Source organism: Limosilactobacillus reuteri subsp. simiae (assembly GCF_020784875.1).
GTDB classification, from domain to species: domain Bacteria; phylum Bacillota; class Bacilli; order Lactobacillales; family Lactobacillaceae; genus Limosilactobacillus; species Limosilactobacillus reuteri_H.
In genome coordinates, this window is sequence record NZ_JAJGUI010000112.1 from 284,501 (window position 1) to 301,502 (window position 17,002).

Annotated in this window: 14 protein-coding genes; 10 read left to right on the forward strand and 4 right to left on the reverse strand. The window is 39.3% G+C overall.

From position 1 onward, the window contains the following. Positions 1-38: 38 nt before the first annotated feature. Entirely contained in the window at positions 39-536 is a 498-nt protein-coding gene (locus tag LMC10_RS09455; protein ID WP_019253722.1) for an ECF transporter S component, read from the reverse strand. A 269-nt stretch (positions 537-805) separates the two neighbouring features. Between LMC10_RS09455 and LMC10_RS09460 the strand changes: the two genes are divergently transcribed. Further along, positions 806-2,155 carry an FAD-dependent oxidoreductase gene (locus LMC10_RS09460; RefSeq protein ID WP_229269662.1) on the forward strand — a complete coding sequence of 450 codons (1,350 nt, stop codon included), beginning with the start codon at positions 806-808 and terminating at the stop codon, positions 2,153-2,155. A gap of 59 nt (positions 2,156-2,214) precedes the next feature. On the opposite strand, the gene LMC10_RS09465 is transcribed toward LMC10_RS09460, so the two are convergent. Continuing rightward, complete coding sequence (locus LMC10_RS09465) at positions 2,215-3,189, reverse strand: GMP reductase (protein ID WP_122481405.1); 975 nt, start codon at positions 3,187-3,189, stop codon at positions 2,215-2,217. Between the two features lie 195 nt (positions 3,190-3,384). Between LMC10_RS09465 and LMC10_RS09470 the strand changes: the two genes are divergently transcribed. The 3 genes from LMC10_RS09470 to pyrR all read left to right on the forward strand — a co-directional run bounded on the left by LMC10_RS09470 (position 3,385) and on the right by pyrR (position 6,287). Further along, on the forward strand, positions 3,385-4,683 hold the full coding sequence (locus LMC10_RS09470) for an adenylosuccinate synthase (RefSeq protein ID WP_003665344.1): 1,299 nt from the start codon (positions 3,385-3,387) through the stop codon (positions 4,681-4,683). A gap of 109 nt (positions 4,684-4,792) precedes the next feature. Continuing rightward, complete coding sequence (locus LMC10_RS09475; protein ID WP_324294045.1) at positions 4,793-5,578, forward strand: immunoglobulin-like domain-containing protein; 786 nt, start codon at positions 4,793-4,795, stop codon at positions 5,576-5,578. A gap of 172 nt (positions 5,579-5,750) precedes the next feature. Continuing rightward, positions 5,751-6,287 (forward strand): bifunctional pyr operon transcriptional regulator/uracil phosphoribosyltransferase PyrR, encoded by a 537-nt coding sequence (pyrR, locus tag LMC10_RS09480; protein ID WP_003670286.1) that lies wholly within the window; start codon positions 5,751-5,753, stop codon positions 6,285-6,287. Between the two features lie 94 nt (positions 6,288-6,381). On the opposite strand, the gene LMC10_RS09485 is transcribed toward pyrR, so the two are convergent. Continuing rightward, on the reverse strand, positions 6,382-6,768 hold the full coding sequence (locus LMC10_RS09485) for a hypothetical protein (RefSeq protein WP_229269664.1): 387 nt from the start codon (positions 6,766-6,768) through the stop codon (positions 6,382-6,384). Between the two features lie 716 nt (positions 6,769-7,484). On the opposite strand from LMC10_RS09485, the gene LMC10_RS09490 reads away from it, so the two are divergent. Further along, positions 7,485-8,126, forward strand: coding sequence for a TetR/AcrR family transcriptional regulator (locus LMC10_RS09490; RefSeq protein WP_219285691.1), 642 nt, complete (start codon positions 7,485-7,487; stop codon positions 8,124-8,126). A 65-nt stretch (positions 8,127-8,191) separates the two neighbouring features. On the opposite strand, the gene LMC10_RS09495 is transcribed toward LMC10_RS09490, so the two are convergent. Continuing rightward, positions 8,192-8,596: a hypothetical protein gene (locus tag LMC10_RS09495; RefSeq protein WP_035153373.1), complete on the reverse strand. Its 405-nt coding sequence runs from the start codon at positions 8,594-8,596 to the stop codon at positions 8,192-8,194. 138 nt (positions 8,597-8,734) lie between these two features. Here LMC10_RS09495 and asp1 (LMC10_RS09500) point away from each other — a divergent pair, with 138 nt between their 5' ends. From asp1 (LMC10_RS09500) to LMC10_RS09520, 5 genes are all read left to right on the forward strand, one after another. Continuing rightward, a complete protein-coding gene (gene asp1 / locus LMC10_RS09500) occupies positions 8,735-10,276 on the forward strand; it encodes an accessory Sec system glycosyltransferase Asp1 (RefSeq protein WP_229269665.1) in 1,542 nt (513 codons plus the stop codon). Position 10,277: 1 nt separating this feature from the next. Continuing rightward, positions 10,278-11,780 (forward strand): accessory Sec system glycosyltransferase Asp1, encoded by a 1,503-nt coding sequence (gene asp1 / locus LMC10_RS09505; RefSeq protein WP_229269666.1) that lies wholly within the window; start codon positions 10,278-10,280, stop codon positions 11,778-11,780. A 110-nt stretch (positions 11,781-11,890) separates the two neighbouring features. Next, positions 11,891-13,732 carry a fibrinogen-binding adhesin SdrG C-terminal domain-containing protein gene (locus tag LMC10_RS09510; RefSeq protein ID WP_229269667.1) on the forward strand — a complete coding sequence of 614 codons (1,842 nt, stop codon included), beginning with the start codon at positions 11,891-11,893 and terminating at the stop codon, positions 13,730-13,732. A 182-nt stretch (positions 13,733-13,914) separates the two neighbouring features. Next, a complete protein-coding gene (locus tag LMC10_RS09515) occupies positions 13,915-15,597 on the forward strand; it encodes a glycoside hydrolase family 13 protein (protein ID WP_229269668.1) in 1,683 nt (560 codons plus the stop codon). 17 nt (positions 15,598-15,614) lie between these two features. Continuing rightward, positions 15,615-17,000 (forward strand): SLC45 family MFS transporter, encoded by a 1,386-nt coding sequence (locus LMC10_RS09520; protein ID WP_042746034.1) that lies wholly within the window; start codon positions 15,615-15,617, stop codon positions 16,998-17,000. Positions 17,001-17,002: the final 2 nt, after the last annotated feature.

Sequence of the window (17,002 nt, forward strand, 5' to 3'; positions counted from 1 at the left end):
CTAATCGCCTTAGTGACTTAGCTGTTCTCGAGTGTTTTTTATCCAACATGATGCTTCTTTAGTTGCCTAATAACAATTAACGCCACTATTCCACCGATCATTCCTTGGATAAAGTTTGAGCCTAAACTCAAAAAACCGGTGATTACATGGTACATGACGGTATTGCAGATAAAGTAGATTGCAATCATTACAATTGTTCCGGCTAAGATTGCGGTCCATTTACCCCAGGTGGTGTTGCCATATTTTTTGTAAATCCAGCCACTGATAAATCCTTCCAAACCATGAGCGGCAAATGAAAATAAGGCATCTTGCGGAAAGCCAGAGATAAGGTCAAGGAACATCCCGCCAAAGCCACCGACAATTGTTCCGGCTCCTGGCCCTAAAAGCATGGCAGCGATGAACACACCAGCATCACATAAGTTGACGTTACCATGTGTCCATGGAATAGGGATAAGAAAGAAACGACCGAGGACAAGAGTTAGTGCTAATAACATTGCAGCAATGATTGAGCGACGCAACCGAAAAGTAGATTCCATATTTAAAACTCCTAACATAGTCAATTGTGAGTAATTTTACAATGATTTTTAAAAAATTTCAGAGAAAAATCGCACCGTTATTTATCTGTTGATATAAATAAAAATTAACTTAACATCTTGTACAATAGTAATTGTGTTAAAACGTTATGTAATAAAGGCGATAATTGATTTTCAATCGATAATCAATATTCCTATTTTATATATTGATTAAATGAAAATAATGCGTATAATGAATTGTGAAAATTGGAACATGATATGAGGTGTGTTTTATGAAGGTTATTATCGTTGGTTGTACACACGCGGGAACGATCACCGCTACTCAAATTTTACAAAATCATCCAGAAACAGAAGTCGCAATTTATGAACGGAATGATAACGTTTCATTCCTCTCGTGTGGGATTGCTGTTTACTTGAGCGGGGATGTTGGTGATCCAGATGCGATGTTTTATTCAAGCCCCGAACAACTTGCTGCCATGGGTGCAACAGTTCATATGCAACATAATGTAACTGATATTGATCCTAAGACTAAGACGGTCACAGTGACAGATCTTGTGACAGGTGAAACAAAGACCGACCATTACGACAAATTAGTTGATACTACAGGTTCTTGGCCAGTAATTCCACCAATTGAAGGTGTAGATGGGCCTCATGTTTATTTATGCAAGAATTACCACCATGCTAAAGAATTATTCAACGTTGCTAAAGATGCGCAACGAATTGTTGTAATTGGTGGAGGCTATATTGGGGTTGAATTAGTAGAAGCTTATACTCGTCAAAACAAGGATGTTACATTGATTGATGGTTCACCACGGATGCTTCATAAGTACTTTGACCGCGAGTACACTGATCGGATTCAACAAGAATTTGTAGATCACGGAGCTAGTTTTGCCTTTGACCAACGAGTAACCGGATTTGAAAATCATGAAAATGGTGTAACTGTTAAGACAAATAAGGGCAACTATGATGCAGATATTGCTATTCTTTGTGTTGGTTTTCGTCCGAATACTGACCTCTTAAAGGGTAAAGTGAAGATGCACGATAATGGGGCAATCATTACGAATGAATATATGCAATCATCTGACCCAGATATTTATGCTGCCGGTGATTCAACAGCTGTTCATTATAACCCAACTGGTAAGGATGCGTATATTCCATTAGCTACTAACGCTATTCGGCAAGGAACAATTGTTGGAACAAATCTCTTTGGCAATACGATGCGCGATATGGGAACCCAATCTAGTTCTGGATTAAACTTATACGGGACAACGATGGTATCATCTGGATTGACTTTGGAGAATGCCAAAGAAGCGGGCTTTGATGCCGCCGCGGTAACAATTGAGGATAACTACCGTCCCGAATTTATGCCGACAACAACTCCTGTATTAATGACATTGGTGTGGGATAAGAAGACTCGACAAATTCTTGGTGGACAGTTTATGAGTAAGCATGATGTTTCTCAATCTGCTAACATCATTTCCTTATGTATCCAGGATAAGCACACGATTGATTATTTAGCATTTGTTGATATGCTATTCCAACCACACTTTGATCGTCCGTTTAACTATGTAAATATTCTTGGTCAAGCGGCGGTCAAGAAGCAGGCTGAATTAGAAAAATAATCGTAAAAAAGATGAGGCTCAGAAAGAACAAAAAGTTTTTTCTCTGAGCCTCGTTATTTTTAAAAATCGCCGTTCATAATTGAATCTTTTACAATCATATAATCAACCTTCCGAATAGCTTCGAGGTCGCGACCACCCGAGTAAGAAATAGCTGATTGGAGATCTTCCTGCATTTCAGTTAAGGTGTCCTTGATGGAGCCGCGGTAAGGAACGAGCATCTGCTTTCCTTCAACATTTCGATAAGCACCTTTTTGAACCTCAGATGCAGAACCCCAGTATTGCTTGTATTGTTTTCCATCAATGGTGATGACATGTCCTGGTGATTCGAGGTGACCGGCAAGCATTGATCCAATCATCACCATTGAAGCGCCAAAACGAACAGACTTAGCAATATCTCCATTGTGTCTGATGCCACCGTCAGCGATGATTGGTTTCCGCGCGGCTTTAGCACACCAACGAATAGCGGATAATTGCCAGCCGCCAGTACCGAAACCAGTCTTTAGCTTAGTGATGCAGGCTTTACCAGGACCAACTCCAACCTTAGTAGCATCTGCCCCTGCATTTTCAAGGTCGCGAACAGCTTCGGGAGTTGCAACGTTCCCCGCGGTTACAAAGGTATCTGGGAGCTTTTCTTTGATGTATTCGATCATTTTAATTACAAAATCTGAATGACCGTGAGCAACATCAATCGTAATATACTCTGGATTTAATTGTTCGGATTTTAGCTGATCAATAAACTTATACTCATCGTCCTTAATCCCGACCGAAATCGAAGCAAATAATCCTTTTTCGTGCATCATTTTAACGAAAGCTGCTCGTGTCTCTGGATTAAAGCGGTGCATCACGTAATAATAGTCATTTTGGGCAAGCCAAATTGCTAAATCTTCATCGATGACGCTCTCCATATTTGCAGGTACAACAGGGATCTTGAATGTGTGCGGGCCAAACTTGACGCTTGTATCTGCTTCCTTACGGCTCTTGATTACACATTTATTTGGGACCAACTGAATATCATCATAATCGAATGTTTTCATTAGGGCAGCTCCTTTTTAAAAAATTACCGTAATTATTATGCGCTAAAATGTATGAAGCGTCAACGAAAATAGCGTACATTTATTAGACTATATCAAAAAATAGTTCGATAAACTGTTGACGCCAAGAACTTAATCCGGTAAAATAGCGAAGTAAAAACGTTAATTTTAGAAAATATAACTATGAGGTGAAAATAAATGTCATCAGTTGTTATTGTTGGTAGTCAATGGGGCGATGAAGGAAAGGGTAAGATGACCGATTACCTAAGCCAAGAAGCGGACGTGGTAGTTCGTTCACAAGGTGGTAATAATGCAGGTCACACAATTGCATTTGATGGTAAGAAGTTTGCCCTTCGTCTAGTACCATCAGGGATTTTTGCTAAAGACAAGTTAGCGGTGATTGGTAATGGAGTGGTTATTAATCCACCAGCATTATTAAAGGAACTGCATTATCTTCAAGACAACGGGATCGACATTTCTGGTTTACGGATTTCTAGTCGTTCACACATTACCTTCCCATACCACATTCTTCTTGATAAGTGTCAAGAAGAGGCAAAAGGTGATCACAAGGTGGGTACGACCAAGAATGGGATCGGCCCTACCTACATGGATAAGGTTTCACGGGTTGGTATCCGGATGTGCGACTTGCTCGAAAAGGATACCTTTAAAGAAAAACTTGAACGTAACTTGGCTGAAAAGAACGAATTATTCACTAAGTTATACCATGTTGACCCAATTAACTTTGATGACATTTTCGAAAGTTACTACGAATACGGTCAAGAATTAAAGCAATACGTTACTGATACAGCTCAAATTGTCAATGATGCCCTTGATCAAGATAAGAAGGTCCTCTTTGAAGGCGCACAAGGGGTTATGCTTGATGTTGACCAAGGAACATATCCATACGTTACTGCTTCTAACCCAATTGCGGGAGGAGTATGTACTGGTGTTGGCGTTGGCCCTAATAAGATTGAAACTGTTGTTGGGATTTGCAAGGCTTACTCGACGCGGGTTGGTGCTGGTCCGTTCCCAACCGAATTAACTGACGAGATCGGTGACCAGATTCGTGAAACAGGTCATGAATACGGAACGGTTACGGGTCGGCCACGGCGCGTTGGTTGGTTTGATAGTGTCGCAATGCGTCATGCACGGCGGGTTTCAGGAATTAGTTGTCTTAGTCTTAACTTGCTTGATGTTTTGACTGGTTTGAAGACCGTTAAGATTTGTACCTCATACAAACTTGATGGTAAGCAAATTGATTACTATCCAGCTAGTTTGAAGGAACTTGAACGTTGTGAACCAGTTTATGAAGAACTTCCAGGATGGGACGAAGATATTACTGGTGCGAAGAAGTTTGAAGACTTACCAATTAATGCACAAAATTACTTGAAGCGGGTAAGTGAATTATCAGAATCACCACTTGCAACTGTTTCCGTTGGTGCTGATCGGATTCAAACGATTATCGTTAAGGACCCTTGGGAATTAGCACATAAATAAATAGATGAAAGCTTCTAATGTTTGAATAATCTTTAAGCATTGGAAGCTTTTTATTTTCTTGGTTCCCTCTATGGTATAATCGAGGCAAATAAACGTTATAGGGGGTAAGATGATGACACAGCCAACACTAACAGTAGAAAAACATTATTTGAATTGGCCACTTAACCGTCCTTTAAATCAAGCTGACATAATGCATGAGTTGGGTGTGCATGCATCTGATGAAACGGGCCAAGATCTAACAAGTAAGGTCATGATGAACCTAACCCAAGTAGATGTTAACAAAGCAGGAGAATACCCTGTGATGTTAAGTGTAATGGATAATAACGGACAAAGTACTCAGGTAAGCATCACCCTAAATATTCAACCGATGCGGACACAGAATGCAACTCAGAAAACTGCAGCGCCCCAAAAGTCAAGACGGGGATGGTTATGGGTTATTATCGTAATCGTAGTTATCTTATGTGCATGGTGGGCAATCAGCGCTCATAACCAGCAAGCAGCTAATCAAGCGGCAACTGATAGTCAGCAGAGCAGTCAAATAAGCAATAATTCAAGCAGTATCAGCGATCTAACAAAAGATAATCAACGTCTCGCTAACCAAGTGGCAGAACTTAAAGGGGCAACTCAACAATACCAAAAAGACCACGATCAACAAGCATTAGAAAGTCGCCTTGATAAGATTCAAAGTCAAACTCAAGACTTGCAAAATCAAGTGCAAAGCAACAGCGTGAAACAAGATTTAAACCAAGTTAATGAAACCGTTAATGAAGTACGGGAAAACCCAGATAATGGGACGAAAATTGTCAATAACTTAAAGAATAAGGGTGATTTTCAAGAAATCTGGGGAAACATTAGCCAAGAAGTCCAGAAGTGGCTAGATGAATTTGCTAATTAGTGAGTTTGACAGCGGCAAGATAGACCCTTAAAATGGTAATAATAATTAGCGAGATTTCCCGTTAAGTTGTTAGGGATGATGGGAAAACTCAAGTAAATGCTGGATCCTTCCTTAGATTAGCGGAGGGTCTTATTCTTTTGAAAGATTTTAAATTAATTAAGGAAGTGACATGATGGCTCATGAGATCTTAGACGGCTCAAGTATGCAACGTGCATTGACCCGGATTACTTATGAGATTATCGAACAAAATAAGGGTGTCGATAACTTAGTATTTGTTGGAATTAAGACGCGAGGAGTATATTTAGCAAAGCGCCTCGCCAAGCGACTAAATCAGTTGGAAAATGTAGAAATTCCCGTGGCAGCACTTGACGTCTCTCTTTACCGTGATGACCGTCATGTACCAGACTATACTCAAGAACCAACCGTAAAAACTGATCAATTAGATATTGATATTACTAACAAACATGTTATTTTGGTTGATGATGTACTCTTCACTGGACGAACAGTTCGGGCGGCCTTAGATGCCTTAATGGATATGGGGCGGCCAAACCGAATTTCATTAGCGGTCCTTGTCGATCGGGGACACCGTGAATTACCAATTCGGCCAGATTTTGTCGGGAAGAATATTCCAACTGCAATGAATGAAACTGTTCATGTAGCAGTTGAAGAATATGATGGCCATGAAGATGTAACAATTGAGCATAATTAAAAGAAAGGGAGCCACGAAAAGCCCCCGTAATTAACAACAGGCCTCCATCGTTCGGTTTTACCAGACGATGGAGGCCATTAATGTACTGCACTGTTTATCTTATCTTCCGCCACCAATCCACCGTTGAATGCTCATTAAATACCCGGGTACCAAATTTTTTCTGAAACCACCGGACTTGTTGGGGAGTAAATCCTCGAAATACTAATGGTAAGTTTTTCCAGTGAGAATAAAGGGCATAGAGAAGAAGGATGTATTGTTCTTTACTAATATCATCTACTGGAATCTCACTAACCATGGTCATTGAAATTCCTGTCCCTAGTGCAGGAAATGTATCAAGACTAATCTTGTAGATTGGATGGTGACCGATATTGGTAGTAAATACTATTAATGCTTGTTTCTGTCGCGGACGATAAATTTTTTCGATCCGCTTATTGATCTTGTGAACTTGGCGCTTCGTTGGATTAAGAATTATATTTCGCATATAAAAGCCTCTAATCGAACATCTGTTTAGGAAATAGTATATCATACTTAGAAATAGAACAAATCATGTAAGGTTTTTTTGCTGATATGATTTTATTTATTCTTTTCGTTGTAATTACACTATTTTTATTAATGCGGTATGATTGGATTAGTGAGTTTAGTATTAATCGTGCAGGATATCTAATGTCAAACTGGTTTGCAATCTTATTTTGGTTAATGCGACGTGAGTGAGCTGAAAATAATTGGAGGAATAGAAAAAACGCCCAATGACTGCACAAATCATTGAACGCATTAGTTTAGAGAATAATAGTAGCTGATATCGCACATTATCTGCTACTAGTAAAATGTTAAGTCTAATTGAGGCAAATAACTAAAAAACAACTATTGGCACCACCCTAGAAGAAAGAACAATTTAATCTTGGGAGTTTATTTAGGTTATGTCCTTATTAAAATGAGAAAAAGTTAAGGATACTCTAGAAGTCATTAAGCAATAAAATTGATCTCTTCACAAATTGCTTTTGATGTTAAAGCTTCAATTCGTTGATATTTTATCAAGTAATTTATCAATAGTTAATAGTTTTACGAGATTATGCACTCACTGTGTACAAGTGATACCAAGAATATACTTTGTTCTAATAAGAGTGTTATTTTACTATATTTTTACTAATTGCTTATATTAAGATAATATAGTTTGGAGTTTATATAGGAGAGAAAAAGATGGATATTCGTAAAATTAATACGTTAAATAGAATTAAGGAAGGATTTATTACTGTTTTAGATACCAAAAAGCTATCAGAATGTACTACTAATGATATTGTGAATAGCGCTGAAATCAGTAAGAAAACCTTTTACAATTATTATCAAAATAAGCAGGATCTTCTTCATGAAATTGAGAATGATCTATTGGAAGGTCTGAAAGAAGCTCTCGTAATTGATCGGGAGGAACTAAAAGTTGTCGAGCATTTACCAGGTGCAGATGAAATTAAGGAATTAGCAGAAGTTGCTTTTAATCATACGTTAGCTTTTTGTAATGAGAACAAGCATGCATTGTCAAATTTGCTTTCCTCAAATGGGGACATGCAGTTTTATCAAATGATTGTTGAAGTAGCAAATAATGAATTTGATGCGCGAGTTCCGTATTTATTTGGTGACATAAATATTAAAGAAGCTAATGTGAAGTCGCCATTGCCGTTTTCATTTATTAAAACCCTCTATATCAATACAATTGTTAACTTGTTAATGCTTTGGGGTGCCGCACCAGACTCTTTAAGCATTAACGAAATTAAGTCAATTGCAGGTTTGATCCAGACAAAGTCACCAGTTGAATTGATTCAAATTTATAAATCATATTTAAACTAGAAAATGAGGAGCCGAAAAAATTTTTTCGGTCTCCTCATTTTTCTTTATCTGAAATTCTTTTTAAATTAATTGCCTTTCCAATACCGTGCCCGGGTAAGTAATTCCCGTGAACGTTGGTCAGCCGGTCGATATCCTTTATTAAATAGATGGCGGAAATACATCATATTGTAAAAGAAAGCGAAGAAAACAGATGGCCAAGGGAATTGAAGCAAGCTAGTTAACCCGAAAAAGAGGGCAACTAAAGCATAATCCATAGTTAATACGATCATTAAAATAAAATTATAGTAGTCAGCCCGAAAAAGTGCTGGCAGTGGCCCGAACCAAAGAGTTGTCCAAGAAAAGCCGACTTTGGCGATTCGGATATCCCCCTGGTCATTAACGATTTTAGCGTAATTTGGTGGGAGGGGGAGATTGTTTAAATTAAACGGATTTTGGTTATCATTATTGTTATTACCAAATGGGTTTTGCATATCTCGTCCACTTCTTTCTATAAATAATAATATTAACACAATGAGTAATGGATAGGAAACGTCTCTACCAGGCTTTCAAGGAATATTAACAATTATATGGTAAACTCAAAGTGATAACCATGAAAGGGGAAATAGAGGATGCTTTTTTTCCTAAACGATAATATTCAACGAAACAAATCAGGAATTGAGCATGCGCAAATTAAGCGTCTGCATCTGTTTGAAAAATATCATCAACCGGCTAAGATTGTTACCCGGCAATATTCTAATGAATTACACTTGGTAACAGCAGAAGCAGGAATTGATGATCGTAACTTTATTAACTTGTTTGATTATTTTCAGGAGGCTTGTGAAGTCCCGCAAAGGAATATTCGAATTAAAGATATTCCGGTTAACCCTCATTGGGAGCGCAAGGCCGATGGGATTAATTATAATTATTATCAAAATGGCAAACGTATTCTCTATATCCGTCGGCGCAGTGATACTGATCGGCGGGTAATTAATATTCAATATTTTGATCATTATGGAAAGCTTCTCAAAGTTAGTTGGTTTGACAGCCGCGGTTTTATCTCGGTTGAACAACTTTATGACTGGGATGGAAAAATGGCAACGGAAAACTATTACCGTCCAGATGGGACCTTAGCAATCCAGCTAGCCCACCAGCAGGATAAGCGGGGAAAGGAAATTAAAACTTACCATCTTTTTAATTACCATGGTCGTGACTATCAATTCAGCGGTTTTGACCAGTTAACCCGGTTTTTCCTCGATGAGTTGGTCACGGACAAGCAAATCTGTGGTGAAGGTCCGGTTGGCTTTATCGTTGACCGGGTTTATGAACTAGGCTGGGCAGTTTTGCAAATGAAGCACCGGGTCTTTCGGGTTCTTCAACTGCATAATGACCATGTCAATAATCCTAATGATATGCTTCATTCTACCCTTAATTATAACTATGATTGGGGACTTAAGCACCTCCAAGATTGGGATGGGGTTATTGCCCTAACTCCGCAACAACAAGAAGATCTTCAAGACCGGTTTGGCAAGTTTGGTGTGAAGATATACCGGATTCCCGGTCCGATTGTTCCTGCGGCAGTTATTAATAAGCGTCATGTTCCTTTTAAAAAACGAACGAAGAAACAAGTTGTCATGGTTGCCCGCTTGTCTCCTGAAAAACAGCAAGATCACCTATTAAAAGCATGGCCACAAGTACTAGCGGCTGTTCCAGATGCCAAACTCGATTTTTGGGGTTATGCTAATGATGATTTTGATAAGACGCTCAATAAAATTGTCAAAGAGGAAGCGATTAATAGTTCTGTGACCTTCCATGGGTATACGGATGACGTCAATTCGGTTTACGAAGACGCGCAATTACTTATTTTGCCAAGTCGGGCTGAAGGGTTACCGCTATCCTTAGTGGAGGCCCAGTCTCATGGGTTGCCGATTATTGCTAATGACATAAAATATGGCCCTTCCGATGTCGTTATTGATCAACAGGATGGATTGCTGACCAAGAACGGTGATATTGATGGGCTGGCGCAAGCGATCATTCACTTATTGCAAAATCAAGAGCAGTTAGCGCAGATGAGTGAAAATGCTTATGCTGATAGTGAGCGTTATTCTGAACCAAACGTGATGAAGTTATGGAATGAATTAGTTGCTGACATGAAGGAAAAGGGGGAAGAGTAAAGTGTACTTTTTTGTAAACCAATACTTATTAAGTAACAATTCCAGTGTTGAACATGCTGAATTAAAACGACTAGCCCTATTTAAAAAGCATGGCGGAGAAGCTAAATTGGTGACTCGTGACTTCGACCTCGTTCTTCATGATACCATCAAAAAATTTGGTTTAACTAACGACCAAATTGTTAATATGTATGATTTCTTTGCAAACACGACTGATTACCAAGGTGAAAAGCTCCACACTGAGGATTTACCTTTACCAATTGACTATCAAGTAGGAACTGGAAATAACTATCGTGAAGTAAAAGACGGTGACCGCCTCGTTTGCGAAGTTCACTTTGCGGCTGGAACGATTGGGCAAGTTAACCATGTTGATTACTTTGATATTGCTGGTAATATGACTCTTCGCCAACAATATGATATTCGTGGCTTTAAAGCAGCTGACGAATTCTTTGGTGAAGATGGACAGGAATACTATGCGCGTTATTATCGCCCCAATGGAGAAACGTATCTTGAACGGTATTTTGTAAAATCGGTTGAAAATACCCCGATCAATTCTCTGAATGTTTTACGTAATTATCAGGGACAGGATCGTTTCTTTGATTCTTTAGAGGACCTCTTTATCTTCTTTTTAGATGAATTGAATAAGGCGAATGGTGAGGACAATATATTTATTGCTGATCGGCCAGCAGTTGCGATCAAACCGGTTCAATCAATGATGACAAAAGCAAAGAAGTTCTTATGGCTTCCGATGAACCAGGTTAATGATGGTCAGGACTTAATAAATGGTCCCTTAAATGCTATGCTACAAGACCCTGTTACTACGGATGCGGCCAAGTGGGATGGGGTAATCGTCATGACTGCAAAACAAGCTGAGATTCTCCAGCAACAAATTCACAATGCTGTGCCGATCTATGTAATTAATGGGGCCCCAGTTCTTGCTAACTATGCACGGATTAATGAAGCTGATCGGACACCAGGAAAGTTGATTTATGTTGGGAGATTGGCAGAAGATAAGCAAACTAGTCAACTAATCAATATGTTTGCGCAGATTCATCATCAAGTTCCTGAAAGTAAGCTAACTTTCTATGGTTATGGCACTAGTGAAGATATGGATAACTATAAAAAGCAGGCTAAAAGTCTTGGATTAGATAAGGCGATTGAGTTTGCTGGTTACCAGATATCATTAGATGAGGCATATGATCAAGCTCAATTATTTGTCGATGCAAGTCGAATCGATGCGCAACCATTAGCGATGGGCGAGGCCTTAAACCATGGGGTACCAGTGGTTTCTTATGATTACCTTTATGGACCACGTGAAATGGTAACTTCAGGTAAAAATGGCGAGATCATTCCTTTGAATAACCAGGGACAGTTCATTCAAACCGTCGTCAAATTATTACAAGACCAAGATAAACTGCAAAGCTTGAGTACTGGTGCCTATGACAATCTAGATGAATTGGCAGAAGAAAAAACTTGGAAGCAATGGCAACAACTATCAGCTATTTAGTCAAAATTGGTTATAATATATTCAGAAGACGAAAAGCAGAAAATAATCAAATGTTTTTGAAGCCTTTGGTCGTTATCTATTGATAATCTAAAGACGAAAATGAGGGCGGAATGATGGATAATTATCAAGCAATGAATTTTTACTATGGACTTCTTAATTTACGTGCCGGTTTCTTTAAGGCTAACTTATGCGAAATACTAATGGCGATCGCACAGAGCATACCTGATGAAAATCAACAATCAGCAACGGCATACCATACTGTGGACAAGGATCTAAGTCAAGACCGTGAACAAGTGAAGCATGATCAAGTTGAATTTGGATCATTTTATGAAGATGGTCATATTTTACATAATGTCAAGATTAATACCCAATCAGACTTTTTCCTCGATCCGACCCGGGAAGATACCGTCAAGTGGCATGTTAGTTTCACGGTTGCTAAAGATGTCCGACCAGCCGATCAATTTACTGTTCAGCTATCATCAAATTTGATGGTTGCGCCTAATGGTCATCCTGAAAAACCAGTTCCTGACTTTAGTGATCAAGATGGGGTTGTTATTGCGATGGGGGCCTATGACCGTGATAAACACGAACTTGTCTATACTTTTACCAATTACGTAACCGAGCATCGACAAATAATTGGTGAATTAGAGGGAGAACTAGCAATTGATCCACTAACAACCCCAGAGAACGAATTTGGCTTAGAATGTTTTATAAGTGTTGATGATTACCGAAAAGACTTTACGATTGATATTGACTATCCAGATCTTGCTAACGATATGTTTCTTGGGATTTCTAGTCGGATGATGCATTTTGATAAGGATCAGCAGCTCTTTGAAGATATTATCTATGTTAATCCGGCACAAAAAGACCTTAATCATGCCTATATTGTCTTTAACACGAGTGATCTAGTGGAAGAATTATCTAATGCCATCGTCAAACCGTCAACAATGCGGATTGAAATTTATCGTAATTCACGGGGATTAAAGTTGCCTCAATCATATGGGGTAAACCTCCAACGACTACGGGATATTTCTAATCGATTCCCAGTAGTGGAAGGTGATCACCTTGTCGAGACGCCTTATACAATGTCTTTTGCTGATAACAAGATGCGTTTGAATTTTGGTGCGGATCAGACTAATGAGTCCTATATTATTAGGGTGGTTGGCCAATATAATGATGAGCTTGATGGAACAGTACGATTGCGGGCTCGTTTATTTGGGATGGACCAGCAAAATGTTTATATGAGTAATTCTACGGCTGCGACAGCTACTGGAACTTCGATGGTCGCAAGTGGTCATGCTATTTCTAAGGAGAAATTAGCAGAGGCGGCAGCGGTCACAACAGAAGACTTGAAGCAAGAAGAACCTTTTGAATCTTCAGCAATTGAAGGAGTGGCGGAAGATGTTGATATTTCCTTTGCTTCTGATCATCAGGAGCAGTTTACTAGTTCTCAAGCGGAAGAAGAGGAAATACCAATCGAAGAAAACCAAGAAAATATCCCGATTAATAATGTTGCTGTGGAAGAGCAAGTTGAACCTCAAGAAGATTTTCCACAAAGTGCAGTTTCAGTTCCAGATGATGCAGCCGTTGAAGAAGAATCTGACTCATCAGCTTATATAATTTCATTTGATTCAGATGAAGAAGAGGAGTTGCCTACTGCTACTGAACAAGAAGGAAATCAGGCGGAAGCTCCTACAGTCAGTGCAGCAGTTGGTGGGGATGAATTATCAATCTCCTTTGACATCACGCCGCAAGCGGCACCAACAGAACCTACTCAGACATTATCTGAAGAATCCGCAATCCCTGAGCCTGCTGTTGAAATTAAAGTTAGTGAAGAGGAGACAAGCGCAGCACCATTACCAATGCCAGGACGACGACCACCTCGTCGGCACAGTCGTTTTCAAAATACAGCACGGTCGAATCATTCGTTGCGTCATTTGCGGAGACGTTAATAAAAAAATGAAGTGTCAGGAGAGATCATCCTGGCATTTTATTTTTACTAAAATGTAATCGTTTACATAAAATGCTTGCAATTAAAAATATAGGTGTTAATATTTAATTGAAGTTGAGTAAACGTTTACATTAATAGTTAAAGTGAAAATTATAGTAGTTTTATGGAGAGAGGTTTTATTTTATGGAAAACAATCATTGGTGGAATAAATCGGTTGTTTATCAAATTTATCCCAAAAGTTTTCAAGATACCAATCATGATGGTGTCGGTGACCTTCGTGGAATAATTGATCGTCTTGATTATATTAAGAAATTAGGTGTTGATGTCATTTGGTTAAACCCCATTTATGAGTCGCCACAAGTTGATAATGGTTATGATATTAGCAACTATGAAGCAATTAACCCAACTCTTGGCAACATGGATGATTTTCAAGAATTGATTGATGGCATCCATGAACGTGGAATGAAATTGGTCATGGACTTAGTTGTTAACCATACTTCTGACCAACATGACTGGTTTAAGGAATCACGAAAGAGCAAAGACAACCCATACCGTGATTATTATATTTGGCGTGACGGTAAGGATGGTGAAGAGCCAAATAATTGGGGTTCCTACTTCTCTGGAGCTGCTTGGAAATATGATGATGAATCCGGCCAATATTACCTTCATCTTTTTGCACCAGAGCAACCAGATCTAAATTGGGAAAATCCGAAAGTTCGGCACTCTGTTTATGACATGATGAACTGGTGGGCTGCCAAGGGTGTCGATGGTTTTCGGATGGACGTTATTAACCTAATTTCTAAGCCGGATGGATTGCCAGATGCTAACAAGAACGAAGATGAGAAATACGCCAATGTTGAACCGTTAGTATCAAATGGTCACCGCATTCATGAGTTCTTACAAGAAATGAATAAGAATGTTATGAGTAAGCATAAGATGGTGACGGTTGGTGAAACACCGGGTGCTACACCGGAAGACGCCGAGAAGTATGCCAGTCTTGATAATAAAGAATTAAATATGATTTTCCAATTTGAACACATGGGCCTTGATAGCAACCCTAATCCAGCCCTTGGTAAGTGGGATGATCGCAAGACGAGCCTTAAAGATTTGCGGGCAAACTTAACGAAGTGGCAAGAAAAATTGTACGGCAAGGCTTGGAACTCCCTTTATTGGAACAACCATGACCAGCCACGGGTTGTATCACGGTTTGGTAATGATCAGACCGAAGATTATCGAGTTAAATCTGCCAAGATGTTAGCGACTATGACCCACATGATGCAAGGAACGCCATATATTTATGAAGGAGAAGAAATTGGCATGACTAACGCCTATTTCCCAAAGCTTGAAGATTACGTCGACCTTGAATCGATTAATGCCTATCACCAACTTGTCGATGATCAACATTTGATTGATGGCAAGACGATGATGAAGTACATTGCAATCCATTCACGTGATAATGCGCGGACACCAATGCAATGGGATGATAGCGAATATGCAGGATTTTCCGACCATACCCCATGGGAAAAGGTTAATCCAAATTACAAGCAGATTAATGTCAAAAACGCATTAGCTGATAAGAATTCAATTTTCTATTATTATCAAAAATTGATTGAACTACGACACTCAATGCCGGTAATTACTAATGGAAAGTATGCGTTAGTTCCTGGTAATGAAGATGATGAACAGATCTTTGCATATACACGGCAAGATGATAACACTACTTTGTTGGTAATCTTGAACTATACTGATGAGACTGTTAACCGCCATTATAATGTGCCAGCTGATGCGAAGTTACTAATTAGTAATTATGAGGATGATCAAAATGATACTATCCGGCCATACGAAGCTAAGGTTTATCAATACTAGAGTGGGGATGAATAATCATGGATAAATCACTTTCGAATTCGAAACAAAAAGTTGAAACGAAGCAGGTTGATCTGGATACAGGGATGCCAGATTTACCAAAGAAAGAGCTATTTGCGATTACATTTGCTTTTCTGGGAATAAACATGGCTTTCTCACTGCAGAGTTCTCAGATGAGTCGGATTTGTCAAACGATTGGGGCAAATCCTAACAACCTTGGCTTCTTCTTCATTTTTCCACCATTGATGGGAATGATTGTGCAACCGATTATGGGGAAGATGTCAGATCGGACGTGGAATCGCTTTGGTCGCCGGTTGCCCTACCTATTATTCGGGACACCGATCGCGGCATTAGTTTTGATTATGCTACCATTCTCTGGTTCACTTGGCTTCGGCTATGGTTCAATGGCTGCAATGATTTATGCTGCGACGGCAGTATGTTTGATGGACTTATTTAGTAATATTTGTATGCAGCCATCACGAATGATCGTTGGTGACATGGTTAATAACAAGCAGAAGAACTTTGCTTGGTCCTGGCAACAAGTCTTTTCCAATGGTGGGGGAATTTTAGCAACGATCTTACCGTTTATCTTTACGATGTTCGGGATGTCCAATACTGCTAAACGAGGAGTTGTGCCAAACACCGTTATCTGGTCATACCTTTGTGCAGCGGCGGTTCTCCTGTTCACTGGATTATGGACGGTCTTTAATGTTAAGGAATATGATCCGGAAACATATGCAAAATACCACCACATTGATCCCGAAGAACAAAATAAGTCAGTCAGCCTTTGGAAATTAATTAAGACGGCACCGCGCGCTTTCTGGGAAATCAACTTGGTTCAATTATTTAGTTGGTTTGCGATCATGTATGTTTGGACATACACAACTGGCACCTGTGCTCGTAATATTTGGCATACGTCTGATGTAACTTCTGCTGGTTATCAGGCTGCTGGTAACTGGTACGGGATTTTAACTGCCGTTTATAGCATTGCCGGTATTGTTTGGGGATTAATTTATGCTCATGCCAAGGCTGGCTCACGGAAGAAGTGGTACACATTTGGAATGATCGTCGGTGGTTTAGGGTTAATTTGGATGACTTTTGTAACAACTAAGACAACTTCAATTATTGCAATGATCATGTTTGGTATTGGTAACTTCAGTATCAACACGATTCCATTTACCCTTCTTACCTCATCTTTGAATGGTAAAAATGAAGGTGCCTACCTCGGGCTTTTTAATGTTGGGATCTGTGTTCCACAAATTGTTGCATCGTTATGTAGTTTCTTCCTCTTCCCTCTTGTTGGTCACAATCAACCAATGATGCTTTTGCTTGGTGGAATTTCTCTTCTTATTGGGGCTTTAGCTGTCCAAGCAATTCATGAAGGGGTAACTGTTAAAGAAGCATGACA

Bases quoted from the DNA above. Each gene is read 5' to 3' on its own strand.
- LMC10_RS09455 (WP_019253722.1), bottom strand. From the start codon at position 536: ATGGAATCTACTTTTCGGTTGCGTCGCTCAATCATTGCTGCAATGTTA.
- LMC10_RS09460 (WP_229269662.1), top strand. From the start codon at position 806: ATGAAGGTTATTATCGTTGGTTGTACACACGCGGGAACGATCACCGCT.
- LMC10_RS09465 (WP_122481405.1), bottom strand. From the start codon at position 3,189: ATGAAAACATTCGATTATGATGATATTCAGTTGGTCCCAAATAAATGT.
- LMC10_RS09470 (WP_003665344.1), top strand. From the start codon at position 3,385: ATGTCATCAGTTGTTATTGTTGGTAGTCAATGGGGCGATGAAGGAAAG.
- LMC10_RS09475 (WP_324294045.1), top strand. From the start codon at position 4,793: ATGATGACACAGCCAACACTAACAGTAGAAAAACATTATTTGAATTGG.
- pyrR (WP_003670286.1), top strand. From the start codon at position 5,751: ATGGCTCATGAGATCTTAGACGGCTCAAGTATGCAACGTGCATTGACC.
- LMC10_RS09485 (WP_229269664.1), bottom strand. From the start codon at position 6,768: ATGCGAAATATAATTCTTAATCCAACGAAGCGCCAAGTTCACAAGATC.
- LMC10_RS09490 (WP_219285691.1), top strand. From the start codon at position 7,485: ATGGATATTCGTAAAATTAATACGTTAAATAGAATTAAGGAAGGATTT.
- LMC10_RS09495 (WP_035153373.1), bottom strand. From the start codon at position 8,596: ATGCAAAACCCATTTGGTAATAACAATAATGATAACCAAAATCCGTTT.
- asp1 (WP_229269665.1), top strand. From the start codon at position 8,735: ATGCTTTTTTTCCTAAACGATAATATTCAACGAAACAAATCAGGAATT.
- LMC10_RS09510 (WP_229269667.1), top strand. From the start codon at position 11,891: ATGATGGATAATTATCAAGCAATGAATTTTTACTATGGACTTCTTAAT.
- LMC10_RS09515 (WP_229269668.1), top strand. From the start codon at position 13,915: ATGGAAAACAATCATTGGTGGAATAAATCGGTTGTTTATCAAATTTAT.
- LMC10_RS09520 (WP_042746034.1), top strand. From the start codon at position 15,615: ATGGATAAATCACTTTCGAATTCGAAACAAAAAGTTGAAACGAAGCAG.